The organism is Salinicola sp. DM10 (assembly GCF_017306975.2).
Taxonomy (GTDB): domain Bacteria; phylum Pseudomonadota; class Gammaproteobacteria; order Pseudomonadales; family Halomonadaceae; genus Salinicola.
This window is the reverse complement of the sequence record NZ_JAFLEN020000003.1, coordinates 39,952-57,587: the sequence shown is the minus strand read 5'-3', so window position 1 is coordinate 57,587 and position 17,636 is coordinate 39,952. Positions and strand designations below refer to the sequence as shown.

Annotated in this window: 14 protein-coding genes; 5 read left to right on the top strand and 9 right to left on the bottom strand. The window is 67.8% G+C overall.

Annotation, left to right across the window (positions count from 1 at the left end):
• Positions 1–22: 22 nt before the first annotated feature.
• Positions 23–1,174, top strand: a complete 1,152-nt coding sequence (dnaJ, locus tag J0A90_RS11835) for a molecular chaperone DnaJ (RefSeq protein ID WP_207036230.1) — start codon at positions 23–25, stop codon at positions 1,172–1,174.
• Positions 1,175–1,301: 127 nt separating this feature from the next.
• Here the strand turns inward: dnaJ and J0A90_RS11830 are convergent, their stop codons facing one another.
• From J0A90_RS11830 to J0A90_RS11815, 4 genes are read right to left on the bottom strand one after another with little or no spacing between them, the layout of a single operon-like run.
• Complete coding sequence (locus J0A90_RS11830) at positions 1,302–1,565, bottom strand: formate dehydrogenase subunit delta (protein ID WP_207036228.1); 264 nt, start codon at positions 1,563–1,565, stop codon at positions 1,302–1,304.
• A 36-nt stretch (positions 1,566–1,601) separates the two neighbouring features.
• Entirely contained in the window at positions 1,602–4,490 is a 2,889-nt protein-coding gene (gene fdhF / locus J0A90_RS11825) for a formate dehydrogenase subunit alpha (protein WP_233076731.1), read from the bottom strand.
• A 2-nt stretch (positions 4,491–4,492) separates the two neighbouring features.
• Positions 4,493–6,049, bottom strand: a complete 1,557-nt coding sequence (locus J0A90_RS11820) for an NADH-quinone oxidoreductase subunit NuoF (RefSeq protein ID WP_207036226.1) — start codon at positions 6,047–6,049, stop codon at positions 4,493–4,495.
• Positions 6,049–6,555, bottom strand: coding sequence for a formate dehydrogenase subunit gamma (locus J0A90_RS11815; protein ID WP_207036224.1), 507 nt, complete (start codon positions 6,553–6,555; stop codon positions 6,049–6,051). Before J0A90_RS11815 ends, J0A90_RS11820 begins: the two co-directional genes overlap by 1 nt.
• A 191-nt stretch (positions 6,556–6,746) precedes the next feature.
• On the opposite strand from J0A90_RS11815, the gene J0A90_RS11810 reads away from it, so the two are divergent.
• Positions 6,747–7,835, top strand: coding sequence for a substrate-binding domain-containing protein (locus tag J0A90_RS11810; protein WP_233076729.1), 1,089 nt, complete (start codon positions 6,747–6,749; stop codon positions 7,833–7,835).
• Between the two features lie 180 nt (positions 7,836–8,015).
• Here J0A90_RS11810 and J0A90_RS11805 read toward each other — a convergent pair whose 3' ends face one another.
• Positions 8,016–9,671, bottom strand: coding sequence for an OFA family MFS transporter (locus J0A90_RS11805; RefSeq protein ID WP_207036219.1), 1,656 nt, complete (start codon positions 9,669–9,671; stop codon positions 8,016–8,018).
• A gap of 246 nt (positions 9,672–9,917) precedes the next feature.
• The gene (locus tag J0A90_RS11800) at positions 9,918–10,982 is read right to left on the bottom strand and encodes an esterase-like activity of phytase family protein (RefSeq protein WP_207036217.1); all 1,065 of its coding nucleotides are present in this window, start codon (positions 10,980–10,982) and stop codon (positions 9,918–9,920) included.
• A 143-nt stretch (positions 10,983–11,125) separates the two neighbouring features.
• Here J0A90_RS11800 and J0A90_RS11795 point away from each other — a divergent pair, with 143 nt between their 5' ends.
• On the top strand, positions 11,126–12,055 hold the full coding sequence (locus J0A90_RS11795) for a DMT family transporter (protein WP_207036215.1): 930 nt from the start codon (positions 11,126–11,128) through the stop codon (positions 12,053–12,055).
• Positions 12,056–12,101: 46 nt separating this feature from the next.
• Here the strand turns inward: J0A90_RS11795 and J0A90_RS11790 are convergent, their stop codons facing one another.
• From J0A90_RS11790 to J0A90_RS11780, 3 genes are read right to left on the bottom strand one after another with little or no spacing between them, the layout of a single operon-like run.
• On the bottom strand, positions 12,102–12,851 hold the full coding sequence (locus tag J0A90_RS11790; RefSeq protein WP_035476162.1) for an ABC transporter ATP-binding protein: 750 nt from the start codon (positions 12,849–12,851) through the stop codon (positions 12,102–12,104).
• Entirely contained in the window at positions 12,845–13,948 is a 1,104-nt protein-coding gene (locus tag J0A90_RS11785; protein WP_207036213.1) for an iron ABC transporter permease, read from the bottom strand. The genes J0A90_RS11790 and J0A90_RS11785 overlap by 7 nt, the downstream gene beginning before the upstream one ends.
• A complete protein-coding gene (locus tag J0A90_RS11780; RefSeq protein ID WP_207036878.1) occupies positions 13,938–15,044 on the bottom strand; it encodes an ABC transporter substrate-binding protein in 1,107 nt (368 codons plus the stop codon). Before J0A90_RS11780 ends, J0A90_RS11785 begins: the two co-directional genes overlap by 11 nt.
• A gap of 236 nt (positions 15,045–15,280) precedes the next feature.
• Between J0A90_RS11780 and dapB the strand changes: the two genes are divergently transcribed.
• Positions 15,281–16,102: a 4-hydroxy-tetrahydrodipicolinate reductase gene (dapB, locus tag J0A90_RS11775; protein WP_207036211.1), complete on the top strand. Its 822-nt coding sequence runs from the start codon at positions 15,281–15,283 to the stop codon at positions 16,100–16,102.
• 358 nt (positions 16,103–16,460) lie between these two features.
• The gene (gene carA / locus J0A90_RS11770; RefSeq protein ID WP_207036209.1) at positions 16,461–17,618 is read left to right on the top strand and encodes a glutamine-hydrolyzing carbamoyl-phosphate synthase small subunit; all 1,158 of its coding nucleotides are present in this window, start codon (positions 16,461–16,463) and stop codon (positions 17,616–17,618) included.
• The last annotated feature ends 18 nt before the right edge of the window (positions 17,619–17,636 follow it).

Below are 17,636 nucleotides of genomic sequence, written 5' to 3'. Positions count from 1 at the left end.
CGATACGGAGGCGAACAACGTCATGTCCAAGCGTGACTACTACGAAGTGCTGGGCGTCGACAAGGGCGCCGACGGCAAGGAGATCAAGAAGGCCTATCGCCGGCTGGCACAGAAGTACCATCCGGATCGCAATCCGGACGATCAGCAGGCGGCGGAGAAATTCCGCGAGGTCTCCGATGCCTACGAGGTGCTGTCCGACGACCAGAAGCGCGCGGCCTACGACCAGTTCGGTCATGCCGGGGTCGACGGCCAGGCCGGCGGCGGTTTCGGTGGCGGCGGTTTCGGCGGTGCCGGGGCCGGCGGTTTCAGCGATATCTTCGGCGATGTCTTCGGCGATATCTTCGGTGGCGGCGGCGGTGGGCGGCGCAACCCCAACGCGCCCCAGCGCGGCAGCGATCTGCGCTACAACCTGGAGCTCGATCTCGAGGATGCCGTCTTCGGCACCACGGTCGATATCCGCGTACCGCGCCACGTCGAGTGCGAGCACTGCGACGGCAGCGGCGCCGAGCCCGGTTCGAGCAAGGAGACCTGCCCGACCTGTCACGGCCAGGGTCAGGTGCGCATGCAGCAGGGCTTCTTCGCCGTGCAGCAGACCTGCCCGACCTGCCACGGCAGCGGCCAGGTGATCAAGGTGCCGTGCCGCAAGTGCCACGGCGAGGGCCGCGTCCGCGAGACGCGCACGCTGTCGGTGAAAATCCCGGCCGGGGTGGATACCGGCGACCGTATTCGTCTCAACGGCGAGGGCGAGTCCGGGCTCAACGGCGGGCCGGCGGGCGACCTCTACGTTCAGGCCGATATCAAGCCGCACCCGATCTTCGAGCGTGACGGGCGTCATCTGCACTGCGAAGTGCCGATCAACTTCGTCGACGCCGCCCTGGGTGGCGAGCTCGAGGTGCCGACCCTGGAGGGTCGGGTCAAGCTCAAGATCCCCGCCGAGACCCAGACCGGCAAGCTGTTCCGGCTGCGCGGCAAGGGCGTGAAGCCGGTGCGCGGTGGCCCCGCCGGCGACCTGCTGTGCAAGGTCGTGGTGGAGACGCCGGTCAATCTCTCCGAGGAGCAGAAAGAGCTGCTGCGCAAGTTCCAGGAGAGCCTGGGCAGTGCCAGCCGCCACTCGCCCAAGAAAGAGGGCTGGTTCGACGGCGTGAAGCGCTTCTTCGAAGATATGAAGCCCTGACCTCGGCGCCGCTCGCAGGGCCATGAGAAAGCCCCCGCCGGATTCGTCCGACGGGGGCTTTTTCTTGGTGGCGCTGTATTAGTGGCAATGTCTTGATGGTGATGTATCGCCCCGCGGGTCGCGGCGGCTAGCCCGCGTCCGAGGTCTCCTCCCAGTCCTTGACCGTACTCGAGAGGGCCTTGAGCCGGTCGATGGCCAGCTTCGACACCGGATCGAGCTGGCTGCCGTCCTCGTCGGCGTAGGCGATGATGTCGCGCTTCATGGGGCGCGCCCAGAACTTCTTGAGGTGGGTGGCGACCTGCTCGGCCGCCTGGGCATCGTCGCCGTGATGGCGGTTGTTGAGGCTGATCTGATTGATCATCTTGATCAGCGACGCCGTGTTATCGCTCATGTCCGTCTCTCCCCGGTTGGCCGAATCCTGCCGCGCTCACTTGAGCGCGGCCGGGGCGTCGTCGGCGGCGGCCAGATAGTGCTGCTGGCGCGCGTCGAAGTGCTGGAAGTGCTGCTGCCACGACGAGGGCTGCGACACCTTCTCCACCTGGACCGCCGTCACCTTGTACTCGGGGCAGTTGGTGGCCCAGTCGGAGTTGTCGGTGGTGATCACGTTGGCCCCGCTGCCGGGGTGGTGGAAGGTGGTGTAGACCACCCCCGGTGCCATGCGCTCACTGATGCGGCAGCGCAGCACGGTCTGGCCCACGCGGCTGCTGATGCCGAGCCAGTCGCCATCGGCGATGCCGCGTACTTCGGCGTCGCTGGGGTGGATCTCGAGCACGTCCTCGGCATGCCAGGCGCTGTTGGCGGTGCGCCGCGTCTGGGCACCCACGTTGTACTGGCTGAGGATACGCCCGGTGGTCAGCAGCAGCGGGTAGCGGCGGCTGGTGCGCTCCTCGGTGGCGACGTACTCGGTGATCGCGAAGTGCCCCTTGCCGATGGGGAAGTCCAGCGCGTGCATGGTCGGCGTGCCGTCGGGGAAGGCGTCGTTGCACGGCCACTGGATGCTGCCGAGTTTCTCCAGCTTGGCGTAGCTGACCCCGGTGAAGGTCGGCGTGAGGCTGGCGATCTCGTCCATGATCTCGGACGGATGGGTGTAGTGCATCGGATAGCCCAGGGCGTTGGCCAGGTCCTGGGTGACCTCCCAGTCTTCCTTGCCGGCCACCGGCGGCATCACCCGGCGCACCCGGTTGATGCGCCGCTCGGCGTTGGTGAAGGTGCCGTTCTTCTCGAGGAAGGTGGCCCCCGGCAACAGTACGTGGGCGTACTTGGCGGTCTCGTTGAGGAAGATGTCCTGCACGATCAGGCAGTCCAGCGCGCGCAGGGCCGACTCCACGTGCTGGGTGTTGGGGTCCGACTGGGCGATATCCTCGCCCTGCACGTAGAGCGCCTTGAAGGTGCCGGCGATCGCAGCGTCGAACATGTTGGGGATGCGCAGCCCCGGCTCGTCGTCCAGCGGGGTGTGCCAGACCGCCTCGAACTTCTCGCGCACCGCCGGGTCGGCGACGTGCTGGTAGCCGGGCAGCTCATGCGGGAAGGAGCCCATGTCGCAGGAGCCCTGGACGTTGTTCTGACCGCGCAGCGGGTTGACGCCGACCCCTTCGCGACCGATGTTGCCGGTGGCCATGGCGAGGTTGGCGATGCCCATCACCATGGTTGAGCCCTGGCTGTGCTCGGTCACGCCGAGACCGTAGTAGATCGCCCCGTTGCCGGCGGTGGCATAGGCGCGGGCGGCTTCGCGGACCTTGGCCGCCGGCACGCCGGTCTCGGCTTCCAGCGCCTCGGGGGCATTGCGCGGCTCGCTGATGAAGTCGCGCCACTGCCGATAGGCGTCGCCTTCGCAGCGCCGTGCGATGAAGTCGTGATCCTCCAGCCCCTCGGTGACCACCACGTGGGCCAGGGCATTGACCAGCGCCACGTTGGTGCCGGGCTTGAGCGGCAGGTGCAGGCTCTTGCCGCCGTGGGGTGTCTTGAGCAGGTCGATCCGCCGCGGGTCGGCTACGATCAGGGTCGCCCCCTGGCGCAGGCGGCGGCGCATCTGCGAGGCGAACACCGGGTGGGCGTCGGTGGGGTTGGCGCCGATCACCAGGATGGTGTCGGCCTTCATCACCGAATCGAAGGTCTGGGTACCGGCGGATTCGCCCAGGGTGGTCTTCAGCCCGTAGCCGGTGGGCGAGTGGCACACCCGCGCACAGGTATCGGTGTTGTTGTTGCCGAAGGCGGCGCGGATCAGCTTCTGCACCAGATAGGTCTCCTCGTTGGTGCAGCGGGAGGAGGTGATGCCGCCGACGCTTTCGCGTCCGTACTGGGTCTGGATCTCGCGCAGACGCCGAGCGGCGAAACCGATCGCCTCTTCCCATGAGACCGCACGCCACGGCTGATCGATCGAGTCGCGGATCATCGGCTCCTTGATGCGGTCCTTGTGGGTGGCGTAGCCGAAGGCGAAGCGACCCTTGACGCAGGAGTGGCCGTGGTTCGCGTCACCGCCCTTGTAGGGCACCATGCGCACCAGCTGATCGCCCTTCATCTGCGCCTCGAAGGAGCAGCCGACGCCGCAGTAGGCGCAGGTGGTGACCACGCTGTGCTCGGGCACGCCCTGCTCGATCACGCTCTTTTCCATCAGCGTCGAGGTGGGGCAGGCCTGCACGCAGGCGCCGCAGGAGACGCACTCGGAGTCCATGAACGGCTCGTTCTGCCCGGCGGCGACCTTGGAGTCGAAGCCGCGCCCCTCGATGGTCAGGGCGAAGGTGCCCTGGACCTCGTTGCAGGCGCGCACGCAGCGCGAGCAGACGATGCACTTGCTGGGGTCGAAGCTGAAGTAGGGGTTGGAGGCGTCGGTCTCGGCGTCGAGATGATTGGCCCCCTCGAAACCGTAGCGCACCTCGCGCAGGCCCACCGCGCCGGCCATGTCCTGCAGCTCGCAGTCACCGTTGGCGGGGCAGGTCAGGCAGTCCAGCGGGTGATCGGAGATGTAGAGCTCCATCACGTTGCGACGCAGCTTGGCCAGCCGAGCATTCTGGGTGGTGACTGCCATGCCCTCGCTGACCGGCGTGGTGCAGGAGGCCGGCAGGCCGCGGCGGCCCTCGATCTCCACCGCGCACAGGCGGCACGAGCCGAACGCTTCGAGGTTGTCCGAGGCGCACAGCTTGGGAATGGTGATGCCGGCGAGCGCCGCGGCGCGCAGCACCGAGGTGCCTTCGGGCACGCTGATGCTGTGGCCGTCGATGGTCAGTGCCACCTGGGTCTCGGAGAAGCGCGCCGGGGTACCCAGGTCGCGGGCGAACTGGGCGGCGTGGGATGCGTCGGGTTCGAAATATTGCAACATGCTTACCTCCCGCCTTCGGCCTGGGGCCGGGTCAGGTCATCGGGAAAGTGCTTCATCACGCTCTGCACCGGGAAGGGGGTCATGCCCCCCATGGCACACAGCGAACCGTCCACCATGGTCTCGCACAGGTCGGCGAGCAGCACCAGATTGTCGTCGGCGGCGTCGCCGGCACGGATACGGTCGATCACCTCGACGCCGCGCACGGCGCCGATCCGGCACGGGGTGCACTTGCCGCAGGACTCCACCGCGCAGAACTCCATGGCGAAGCGCGCCTGGGCGCCCATGTCGACGCTGTCGTCGAACATCACCACGCCGCCGTGGCCGACCACACCACCGAAGGCGGCGAAGGCTTCATAGTCGAGCGGGGTATCCCACTGGCTCTCCGGCAGATAGGCGCCCAGCGGGCCGCCCACCTGCACCGCCTTGAGCGGGCGGCCGCTGCGCGTGCCGCCGCCGAAGCTCTCCATCAGCTCGCGCAGGGTGGTGCCGAACGCCAGCTCGACCAGCCCGCCACGAGCGACGTTGCCGGCCAGCTGCAGCGCCAGGGTGCCGCGGGACTTGCCCATGCCGTAGTCGGCGTAGGCCTGGCCGCCCTGGTCGAGGATGAACGGCACCGCGGCCAGCGAGAGCACGTTGTTGACCACGGTGGGCTGGCCGAACAGACCCTCGATCGCCGGTAGCGGCGGCTTGGCGCGTACCAGCCCGCGCTTGCCCTCCAGGCTCTCCAGCAGCGAGGTCTCCTCGCCGCAGATATAGGCCCCGGCGCCCAGGCGGACTTCGAGGTGGAAGGCGTGGCCGCTGTCGAGGATGTTCTCCCCCAAGTAGCCGGCGGCCTCGGCGCGGGCGATCGCCTCGTCGAGCATCGCATGGGCCAGCGGATACTCCGAGCGCAGATAGATATAGCCCTGGGTGGCACCCACGGCGAGCCCGGCGATGGTCATGCCCTCGATCAGCATGAAGGGGTCGCACTCCATCACCAGGCGGTCGGCGAAGGTGCCGGAGTCGCCCTCGTCGGCGTTGCACACGATGTACTTCTGCGCCGCCGGGGTGTCGTGCACGGTCTGCCACTTGATGCCGGTGGGGAAGGCCGCGCCGCCACGTCCGCGCAGCCCCGAGGCCTTGACCTCGTCGACGATAGCCTGGGGCGTCAGCGCCAGCGCCTGTTTCAGGCCGGCGAAGCCCTGTCGTGCGGTGTAATCCTCGAGCGAGAGCGGGTCGGTCAGACCGATGCGCGAGAAGGTCAGCCGCTGCTGGCGCGCCAGATAGGGATGGGCTTCGATGTCGCCGAGGGCCAGCGCGTGCTCCTGCCGGCCCTCGAACAGGCCGGCGTCGACCAGGGCGTCGACGTCGGTGGGGGCGACCGGACCATAGGCCACCCGGCCCGCCGCGGTCTCCACCTCCACCAGCGGCTCCAGCCAGAACAGCCCGCGGGAGCCGTTGCGCTTGAGCTGGATGTCCACACCCAGGCGCTCGGCGGCCCGTGTCAGGCGCGCCGCCACGGCGTCGGCGCCGAGCGAGCGGGCGGTGGTGTCACACGGCACATAGATCGTGGTCGTCATCACTTCACCTCCACCACGGTGGCGCTCAGCTGCGCCGCCAGACGGTCGAAACCGGCGGCGTCCATGCGTCCGTGGATCTCGTCGTCGACCCGCAGCGACGGCCCGCAGGCACAGTTACCGAGGCAGTAGACCGGCTCCAGGGTGAACTCGCGATCCGCCGTGGTCTCATGATAGTCGACCCCCAGCGCGGACTTGACGTGGGCTTCCAGCGCCCGCGCGCCCACTGCCTGGCACGCCTCGGCGCGGCACACCTGGATCACGTGGCGCCCCGGGGGATGGGTGCGGAAGTGGTGGTAGAAGCTGATGATGCCGTGCACTTCGGCGCGGGTATGGCGCAGCGCCTCGGCGATCATGGGTACGGCGGCGTCGGGGATATAGCCGTGCTGCGCCTGAATGGCGTGCAACAATGGCAGCATGGCCCCGGGGCGCGCGGCGTGCTGGTCGATCACGGCCTGGAGCTGCGCCACCAGCGCCGTGTCGGCGGGCTGCGGAGTGGGGTGTGACATGGCCTGTTTCTCATCGAGTCGGTGGCTGGTCGTGTGCATGGCCTGCCGCGATCGGGTTTGTCAGGAGCCCGCGTCAGTCCATCGTCTTATATGAAATATTGTTCTTAACTGATTTAAGTGGATGCCGCTGAAGACCAAACTAGCACTCCCATCGAGCGCGCAAAATATGAACGAAAATGCTTAGAAAAAAGTTGAATATCACCCCCGCGTGGCTGTTTCGCAGCGACGAGGGCGAGCTGCTCGATCCGGTACTGTTCGCGCTGCTGGCGAATCTGCGCGAGAGCGGCAAGCTGACCCATGCGGCCCAGTCCGCGGGGATCTCTTATCGCCACGCCTGGAATCTGCTCAATCGCGCCGAAAACTTTTTCGGCATGGCGCTGGTGGACATGCGCAAGGGGCACGGCACCTGGCTATCGCCGCTGGGCGAGACGCTGTCGTGGTCCGAGCAGCGGGTCAAGGCGCGTCTGGGGCCGCAGATCGACAGCATGGCCTCGGAGCTCAACCATCAGTTGCAGCAACTGGTCGCGGGCGCCCACCCGGTGCTGCGCCTGCACGCCACCCACGGCTATGCCGTGGCGCTGCTGCCGGGCTTCGCCGGCGAGCTCGACCTGCGCTACTGCCAGCCGGAAGAAGCGCTGAACGCGCTGGAGCGCGGTGACTGCGATCTGGCCAGCTTTCACCTGCCCACCTCGCCGCGCCTGGCGGCGCAGGTGATGCAGGCTTACCAACCGGCGCTGTCGCGGCAGCGGCTGCGGGTGATCCGCTTCGTCACCCGGCGCCAGGGGCTGATCCTGCGCCGAGGCGAGCGTGAGCGAGTCGCCGGGCTGGCCGACCTGACCCGCCCCGGCGAGCGCTTCATCAATCGCGACATCCACTCCGGCACGCGGTTGCTGTTCCGGCTGCTGCTGGCCGAGGCGGGGATCGCCGAAGCGCAGATCCAGGGCGCCGAGCAGGAGGAGTTCACGCATACCGCGGTGGCCGCCTACGTCGCCTCTGGCATGGCCGATGTCGGTTTCGGGCTGGAGGCCGCGGCGGCGCAGTTCGGGCTCGATTTCCTGGGACTGGCCAGCGAGCACTATCTGCTGGTGTGTCCCGAAGAGCGTCTGCGGCGTCACAATGTTCAGGAGCTGTTGGCATTCATGAGTTCGGCGCCCTTTCGCGCCCGGCTGGAGGCGCTCAGCGGTTATGCGCCGGATCGCTGTGGCGAGGTGCAGACCTTCGAGGCGCTGCTGGCGGAAGATCGAGGTGACGAGGGTGGGGCGCTGGCGGCCGGCTCTTGAGCGGCATCTGAAACGCCAGAGGCGCCCCTGGGGGCGCCTCTGGCGTAGAGCGTCTTGCACAACCGCTAGACGACGCGGGCTTATCCGGCGCCCATCGTCAGAGGGTTGGGAAATGGGCTCATAGGATACCCGCGCCGGGCACGTCTTCGGTGCGCCGGCACGGGTGGGCGAAGCGCCGCCTCAGAACAGCGCGGCAGCCTTGGCCAGGGCGATGTAGAGCCCGATCAGGAAGGGCACGCCGACACCCAGCCAGGCGAGCACGCCGCCGATACCGAAACTGCCGCGGGCAGCGGTCTCGGCGTTGGCTGAGACGGTGTCTTCCTTCTGCAGCGCGCGCTCCTGGGCCAGCTCCTCGTCGCTCATCTGCTGCTCTGGCTTGACCGGCTTGACCAGGGCGTTGCAGATCAGGCCCAGGAACAGCAGGCCGGCCATGATGTAGAGCGTGCGGTCATAGACCAGGCTGGCTTCGACGCCGGCATCCAGTTGGGCCTGGCGCAGTGCGGCGATGATCAGCGGGCCGACCAGACCGGCAGCGGTCCAGGCGGTGAGCAGGCGGCCGTGGATGGCGCCGACCATCTGGGTGCCGAAGATATCGGCGAGATAGGCCGGCACCGTGGCGAAGCCGCCGCCGTACATGCTCAGGATCACGCAGATCGAGATCACGAACAGCCCGGCCATGCCCAGGTGGCCCCACATCGGCAGCAGGCAGTACATCACGATGCCGATGACGAAGAAGCAGTAGTAGGTGTTCTTGCGCCCGATCTTGTCCGACAGCGAGGCCCAGAACAGGCGTCCGACGCTGTTGAACAGACTGATCAGGCCCACCAGACCGGCCGCGGCGGCCACCACGGCGGCTTTCTGCGCGGCGCTGAGCACCGCCTCGCGGTCATCCAGACCCACCAGGGCGCCGCCGAAGACATCCTGCAGCATCGGGCTTGCCATCGAGATCACCGCGATCCCGGCGGTCACGTTGAGGAACAGTACGCCCCAGATCAGCCAGAACTGCTTGGTCTTCCAGGCGGTGTTCAGGTGCACGTGACCGTGGGCGATCATGGCATTGGCACTGGCTTTCTTCGGCGGCACCCAGCCGGCCGGCTTCCAGCCGTTGGGCGGGACGCGGAAGCCGATGGCGCCGCAGGCCATGACGATGGCGTAGATCACACCCATGGTGATCAGGGTCATGGCCACACCGGTGCCGCCGTCGGCGGCGTAGTGCTTCATCAGTATCACCGCCAGCGGTGCGCCGACCATGGCGCCGCCGCCATAGCCCATGATGGCGAAGCCGGTGGCCATGCCGCGGCGGTCCGGGAACCACTTGATCAGGGTCGAGACCGGGGTGATGTAGCCCAGCCCCTGGCCGATACCGCCGAGCACTCCACAGCCGAGGTAGACCAGCCACAGCTGATGCTGCATGACTCCGATGCCGCCGACGATCAGGCCGCCGCCCCAGCACAGTGCGGCGATACAGCCGGCCTTGCGTGGGCCGGCATGCTCGAGCCAGGCGCCCCAGATGGCGGCGGAGACGCCGAGCATGGCGATGAAGATACCAAAGACATAGGTGACCTGGGCCACGCTCCAGTTACAGCTGGTGGTGGTCAGTGCCTGCAGCAGGCCGAGATTGCTGCAGCTGGCCGGGGCATCGGCAATCTGCTGGCTCATCGGCAGCCAGAACACCGAGAACCCATAGGCCATCCCGATACACAGGTGAATGGCCAGTGCCGCGGTCGGCACCAGCCAGCGATTGAAATTGGGGCCCGCGATGGTGCGCTCGCGGGCGAAGAACCCCGCACCGGCACTGCCGCTGGCGCCCTGGGCGGCTTGGTCGATCCCACTCATGCTCGATCCTCTTTTCGTTTTTCGTATCGTCGGCGCAGACGCGGTGGCCGGATGGCACCCGCGTGCACTACATCGGCCGCGGGCCGGCCGTCTTGAGGAAGTCGTCACCTATGAAAAGCTGTGCCTATCAGGTCGCAGGCAGTCACGGAAGACGTCGTGCGCAGGATCGAATCCCACCGGGGTGGCTGGCAACTAGCGAAAATCATTATGCATGGATATGCATAGGGGCGGGCGCGGCCGGTACGCTCAGGGTGCGATGTCTGCTTCGACAGCGGCTGGTTCGGCAGCGGTTGGTTCGACCACGCCTGGTTCGACCACGGCAAAGCAGGTCAGCAGAGTGCGCTGCATCAGGCTGAAGTTGTCGTCACTCACCATCAGATAGCGCCGGCCGCCGAGGCGGGTCAGCCCCTCGAAGTTATCCACCGACCAGCCGTCGCCGTTGGCCAGCCGGGCCAGGTCGGTGACCGCTACGCTGCCGTCGCTGGCGAGATGGGCACGGCGCAGCCGTATCACCAGTGAGGCCGGCGGGGTGAAGGCGCGTTCGAGGGCGAGCAGATCGCCGTCGAGGGTCTCCAGGGCGGTCAGTGCAGCGTGGGGGTCGTCGCTGAGCGGATAGCGCCAGCTGTGCTGGCCATCGAGGGTGAACAGCCGGGTGAGCTTGGGCGGCCAACCCGTGGGCGGTTGCTCGATACCTCCGATCAGCCCGTGATCGGGGGTATCGGTCAGCGCTTCCAGCCCACCGTTGGCCGCGACGTCGGATAGCGCCGCGGGGCGGTGGGGCGGTTCGCTGGCCAGCCCCGAGGGGTAGAAGCGCTGCCACCGGGCGTCGCCGTTGCCATCCGCCGCCGGCGCGCCCTCGAAGCCGATGACCAGTTGGGTGTTGCCGCGAATGCCATCGTTGGCGTGTTCGAGTGCCAGCGCCTCGGCGTCGCTGCGGCGGCTTCTGAGAATCGCCCCGTTGACGTCGCGCAGCGGGTAGGTGTCGAGCGGCTCGTAGCCGCGCAGTTCACCGCTGCCGCTGAAGCTGAGTCGGGCACGGTGCAGCCAGCCGCGGTCCGAGATCAGGAACAGCAGCGATTCGTCGGCATCCCAGCCGAGATCGGAGAGCCCGCCGACCGGAGTCCCATCCTGCCACTTGCCGGGCAGTGCCAGGGTGCCGCACCAGCGGATGTTGGGGGTGCTGGCGAGCAGCGCATCGGGGGCCAGGGCGGTTTGCTGCGGCGTGGCGCTGCAGCCGGCCAGCCCCAGCGTGGTCAGGGCCAGCAGGGCGGCGGATGCCAGCGGGGAGCGAGAGCGGGAACGCGCGGACATGACGGCTCCGGTGATCAGGGGACTTTTCTACTCTAGTCGATTGCCATCCGCACCGTTGCCCTTCGGCGCGATGCGGCGCAGCCGGGTATAATGTGGCGCTCGCTGAAGCCGAATCATCCCGTCCTCGAGGAGACGCCTTTACCATGCATGACACCACCGATCGGCCGCTGGCCGGCATTCTGCTGCGTCTGCTCTCGGGGCTACTGTTCGCCGGCATGCTGGTCTGCGTCAAGGCGGTCAGCGATGAGGTGCCGCTGGGGCAGACCGTGTTCTTCCGCTCGGCCTTCGCGCTGCTGCCGATCGTCGTCTTCATGCTGTGGCGGCGCGAGTTCCCGCGCGCCCTGGCCACCCGGCGCCCGCTGGGCCATCTGCTGCGCTCGGGGCTGGGGGCGGCGGCGATGTTCGCCTCCTTCGCGGCGGTGGCACGGCTGCCGGTGGCCGAGGCGACCCTGCTGGCTCAACTGGCGCCGGTGGCCTTGGCACTGGGCGGCATCCTGCTGCTGGGTGAGCGCCTCACGCGTCATCGTCTGGTGGCGCTGACGCTGGTGCTCGTCGGCGTGGGTGTGCTGATTTTGCCCGAGCTGCGCGGCGCCCCGGCGCAGGCGCGGATCACCGGTTACGCCCTGGGTATCGCCGCCGCGCTGCTCACTGCCGGGGCGCTGCTCACGGTGCGGCGTATCTCGCGCACCGAGACACCCGCCTCGATCGCGTTCTACTTCGTGCTGGTGACCACGCTGGCGGGGCTCGCCACCGCCACCCTGGGTTGGGTCTCGGTCGCCTGGCCGACGCTGGTGCTGCTGGTGCTGGCGGGGCTGTTCGGCGGTGCGGCGCATATCTGCATGACGCTGGCGTTGCGCATGACCGAGGTTTCTCGGTTGGCGCCGTTCGAGTATGTGGCGCTGATCTGGCCGATACTGGCGGATCTGTGGCTGTTCGGGCAGCCGCTCTCGAGCGGCTTCGTGCTGGCCCTGCCGCTGGTCCTGGGGGGCGCCATGCTGGCGGCGCTGGAAGGGCGGCGGCTGGGGTGGCCACGGCGGCGCCTGGGCACCAGTGGACAGGGCGCGGGCGACTAGGTCGTATACGAGAAGTCGCCGCGGGTAGGTAGTTTTCGTGCAGTACCTAGATGGCGGCTTCGACGATCAACTGTGGCCGCCCCTGGGAGCAGGGTTCGATGCGTGCCTCGACCTGGAAGGTGTGGCGCAGCATCGGGGGTGTCACCACCTGTTCGCAGGGGCCGCAGTCGACCAGCCGTCCGCTTTCGATCACCAGCGCCTGATCGGCGAAGCGCAGGGCGTGGCCGAGATCGTGGAGTGCGGCGATGATCAGCATGTTCCGCTCCTGAGCCAGCCGGCGCAGGATGCTGAGCAGGCTGATCTGGCGGTGCAGGTCGAGCGCCGAGGTGGGCTCGTCCAGCAGCAGGATGTCTGGGGACTGCACCAGCGCCTGGGCCGCGCCCACCAACTGCCGTTGGCCACCGCTCAGATTGCCGATGTCACGTCCGGCCAGAGTGTCGATGCCGAGCTCTGCCAGCGCCTTGTCGACCTCGGCGAGATCGGCATCTGCCACCTTGAGACGGCGCCCCTGCATACGCGCCAGCAGCACCGCTTCGTAGACCGTCAGCACCGCGGTGGCGCCGTTGTCCTGGGGCATGTAGGCGATCGGACGCTCGCTGCGGGTGCCGGTGATGCGCACTTCGCCATCCCCCTCAAGCAGCCCCAGGATGCGCCGGAACAGGGTCGACTTGCCCGCCGCATTGGGGCCGAGCAGCGCTACTACCTGGCCGCCGTGGAGCGGCGGCGTGGAGATGTCGGCGAGGATCTGGCGGCGGCCGTAGCGCGCCGAGAGGCGGTCTAGCGTCAGCGTTACCATGCGTTCTTCTTGTGGTTGAGGATCAAGAACAGGAAAAACGGAATCCCCACCAGCGAGGTGATGATGCCGATCGGAATGATGGTGCCGGGGATGATCACCTTCGACAGCACCGAGCCCACCGAGAGCATCAGTGCCCCGCACAGCGCCGAGCCGGGCAGGAAGAAGCGCTGATCTTCACCCAGCAGCAGGCGCGCGATGTGCGGCCCGACCAGCCCGACGAAGCCGATGGTGCCGACGAAGGAGACCGCGATCGCCGCCAGCAGTGAGACCATGATCAGCACCTCCAGGCGCAGCGCCCGCGGTTTGACGCCCAGGCTCTCGGCCTTGGCGTCGCCCAGACGCATGGCGGTCAGCGCCCAGCCGTGGCGCGCCAACAGTGGCACCACCACCGCGAGCACGGCGAAGGCGATGCCGAGCTTGGGCCAGGTCGCCTTGGTCAGGCTGCCCATGGTCCAGAACACCACCGCGGAGACCGCCTGCTGGCTGGCGAAGAACTGGATCAGCGCCATCAGCGAGTTGAAGATGAAGACCATGGCGATGCCCAGCAGCACGATGGTCTCGATCGTCACCCCGCGGCGCATGCTCAGGAAATGGATCGCCAGCGCGGTCAGCATCGCCATGATGAAGGCGTTTAGCGGGATCGCGTAGTCGACCAGTGCCGGCACCAGAGTCACCCCGAAGGCCAGCGCCAGCGCGGCGCCGAAGCTTGCACCGGCGGAGATACCGAGGGTGAAGGGGCTGGCCAGCGGATTGCTGAGGATGGTCTGCATCTGGGCGCCGGCGATCGACAGGCTGGCGCCCACCACCAGCGCCATCAGTGCCACCGGCATGCGGATCTGCCACAGGATCACGCGCAGCGAATCCTCGACCGAGCCCGGCGTGAACAGCGCCGCGATCACCTGGTCGAGGCCGAAGCGCGCCGGCCCCAGAGCAAGGTCGACGCACAGGCTGGCGAACAGTGCCAGGGCCAGTGCGGCCAGGATCAGCTGGCGTCGCAGCACCAGCCGGCGATAGAGGTTGGCATCGTCGGCCGCGGCCGGCGTGAAGGCAGCCGAACGCGACGGCGCGGCGGCCGCGCGGGAGCTCTCAGTCGTCATGCAGGGATACCCAGTAGCCGGGGGCGTAGTCCACCGGCAGGAAGCGCCGATGCAGCTCGCGCAGGGTGGCCTCGGGGTCGAGATCGGCGAAGAGTTCTGGGTGGAACCACTTGGCCAGGCGCTGCACGGCGACGAAATAGTAGGGGCTGTTGTAGAACTGGTGCCAGATGGCGTGGAACTGGCCGCTCTTCACCGCCTCGATGCCGCTCATGGCGGTGCGGTGGGTCAGGTTCTCGAGCTTGGCTCGGGCCTTCTGCATGTCCGCGCCCGGCCCCACGCCGACCCAGTTGCCGCCGGGCACGTAGGCGCCCCAGTTGCCGCCGGTGACCACCACCTGATCGGGGTCGGCGGCGATGATCTGCTCGGGATTGAGGGTGCCGAAGGTCGAAGGAATGATGCCGTCGGCGATATTGTGGCCGCCGGCCAGCTCGACATACTCGCCGAAGTTGCCGGGGCCGAAGCTCATGCAGCAGTCGTCGGAGTAGCCGCCGGCGCGATCGATGAACACCTTGGGTCGCGCCGGGTCGGCGGCGGCGATCTTGTCGGTGACCCGGGCCATCTGCGCCTGGGAGAAGTCGATGAAAGCCTCGGCGCGCTGGCTGTCGCCGAGCAGGCGGCCCATCAGGCGCATCGAGGGGATAGTGTGCTCGAGCGGCTTCTCGCGGAAATCGACATAGACGATCGGAATGCCCAGCGCAGCCAGCTTGGTGTCATAGCCGGCGTCTTCGGTGGCGGCCTTGGCCTCGAGGTTCATCAGCACCACGTCCGGATGCAGGCTGGCGGCCTGCTCGACGTCGAAAGTGCCATCCTTGAAGCCGCCGAAGGTCGGGATCTGCTTCATCTCGGGGAACTTGGCGGCGTAGGCGGCGTAGTTGTCCGGGTCGGCCTCGGCGAGGTCGTGGCGCCAGCCCACCACATGGGCGAACGGGTTGTCGGGCTCGAGCGCGGCGAGCAGATAGATCTGGCGCCCCTCGCCGAGGATGACGCGCTTGACGGGGGCATCGACGCTCACCTGACGCCCGGCGATATCGGTTACCGTGATCGGGTCGGCCCAGGCGCTGGCGGCACCGCCGAGGGCGAAGGTGATGACGGCGATGCGGGCGAGCCTGGCGGCGTATCCGGCGAAGAGGGAGCGTGGCTGAGTCACGGCGAGATCCGGCTATGAGGGGCGAATGGATTAGTTACGCATGATTCTTATTTGCGATGACGCGCTAGTATGTCGCAGCGACGCTGGGGCGTCCAGCGCGTCATAGGGGGCGTCAGCCGGCGCCGCGCGGGCGCTGGCGGCAGTTGTTATACTGCCGCGACGCTTACCCTACCGCTGGAGATCGCATGCCTTCTCACGCCCCCCGTATCGCCATCGTCGGTGCCGCCGGTCGTATGGGTCGCACCCTGGTCAGTGCCGTACAGCAGGATGACGACGTCAGCCTGGCCGGCGGCAGCGTCTCCACCGGCAGCTCGCTGGTCGGCGCCGACCTGGGCGAACTCGCCGGCCTCGGGCGCCTGGGCGTGGCCGCCACGGACGACCTGGCTGCCATCGCCGACGACTTCGATGTGCTGATCGATTTCACCTCGCCCGCCACCACTCTGGCCAACCTCGCCTTCTGTGCCGATTACGGCAAGGCGATCGTGATCGGCACCACCGGCCTCGACGAGTCCCAGCTGGCCGAGCTCGACGGCTACCGCGAGCGCGTGGCGATGGTCTTCGCCCCCAACATGAGCGTCGGGGTCAATCTCACCCTCAATCTGCTCGCCACCGCGGCGCGGGCGCTCGGTGACGAGGGCTACGACATCGAGGTGATCGAGGCCCACCACCGTCACAAGGTCGATGCGCCCTCCGGTACCGCGCTGAAGATGGGCGAGGTGATGGCCGATGCTCTGGCGCGTCCGCTCAAGGAGTACGGCGTCTTCGAGCGGGTCGGGCAGTGCGGGCCGCGTAGCGACAAAGAGATTGGCTTCGCCACCGTCCGGGCGGGCGATATCGTCGGTGAGCACACGGTGATGTTCGCCACCGAGGGTGAGCGCATCGAGATCACTCACAAGGCTTCCAGCCGCATGACCTTCGCCAAGGGCGCGGTACGCGCGGCACGCTGGCTCGCCACGCGTGGGGTCGGGCGCTACGACATGCAGGATGTGCTCGGTCTGAAAGCCTGAGTCGCGTCGCCGGCTACCGCCAAGGTGGGATTGACTTCGGGGTAGAGCCGGCGGCCACTTTCCGGTATCATCGCGCCAATTTGGCCGGGCGAACGCCACCGCGAGAGAGCAGCCGCAGGCAATGCAGTCGATGAGCACGTCGACCAGGATCGTGTCGATCAGGACGATTCCGATCAGGACAACACAGCGGGATGGAACCGGTCTTCCGGATTTCGTCCCGCTTTTTTACGACCTGGCTTAGCCCGACGACCCGACTGTGCACCTCATGATCTCGCGCTTGGCGACGGCCGGCAGACCCTAGGGCAGGGGGTGTCGTTCCCTTGCCATTCGTTGGTGACCCGCTGAGGAGGATGAGGCCTTGAATAGACCTGCGATACTGGCGCTCGAAGATGGCAGTGTATTTCACGGCACTGCGCTGGGTGCCGATGGGCAGACCAGCGGCGAGGTGGTGTTCAACACCGCCATGACCGGCTATCAGGAAATCCTCACCGACCCCTCCTATACCCGCCAGATCGTCACGCTGACCTATCCGCACATCGGCAATACCGGCATCAATCGCGAGGACGTCGAGTCCGGCGCGATCGCCGCGGCCGGGCTGGTGATCCGCGATCTGCCGCTGCTGGCCAGCAGCTTTCGCAGCGAGCAGAGCCTGTCCGACTATCTCGCCGCCAACGGCGTGCTCGGCATCGCCGATATCGACACCCGTCGTCTGACCCGGCTGCTGCGCAGCAAGGGCTCGCTCAACGGCGCCATTCTGGCGGGCGCGCAGGCCAGCGGCGACGACGCGGTGGCACGTGCGCTGGAAGCGGCGCGTGCCTTCCCCGGGCTCAAGGGCATGGATCTGGCCAAGGTGGTGTCGTGCCGCGAGACCTACGAATGGGACGAAGGCGAATGGGCCCTGGGTCAGGGCTACGCCGACACCGCCCAGGGCGAGCGGGCCTACCATGTGGTGGCCTACGACTACGGCGTCAAGCGCAACATCCTGCGCATGCTCGCCTCGCGCGGCTGCCGTCTGACCGTGGTGCCGGCGCAGACCCCGGCCAGCGAGGTGCTGGCGATGAACCCAGACGGCGTGTTCCTGGCCAATGGCCCCGGTGACCCGGAGCCGTGCGATTACGCCATCGCGGCCATCCGCGAGATCCTGGAGAGCGGCATTCCGGTGTTCGGCATCTGTCTCGGCCACCAGCTGCTGGCGCTGGCCGCCGGGGCGCGCACGCTCAAGATGAACCACGGCCACCACGGCGCCAACCATCCGGTGCAGGATCTCGACAGCGGTCACGTCATGATCACCAGCCAGAACCACGGTTTCGCGGTGGACGAGTCGAGCCTGCCGGACAACGTGCGGGCGATCCATCGCTCGCTGTTCGATGGCACCCTGCAGGGCATCGAGCTCCGCGACCGCCCGGCCTTCAGCTTCCAGGGGCACCCGGAAGCTAGCCCCGGGCCGCAGGACGTGGCACCGCTGTTCGATCGCTTCGTGTCGATGATGCAGCAGCATCAGCAGGGCGCCGCCTGAGGCGCCGACAGCGGTGGC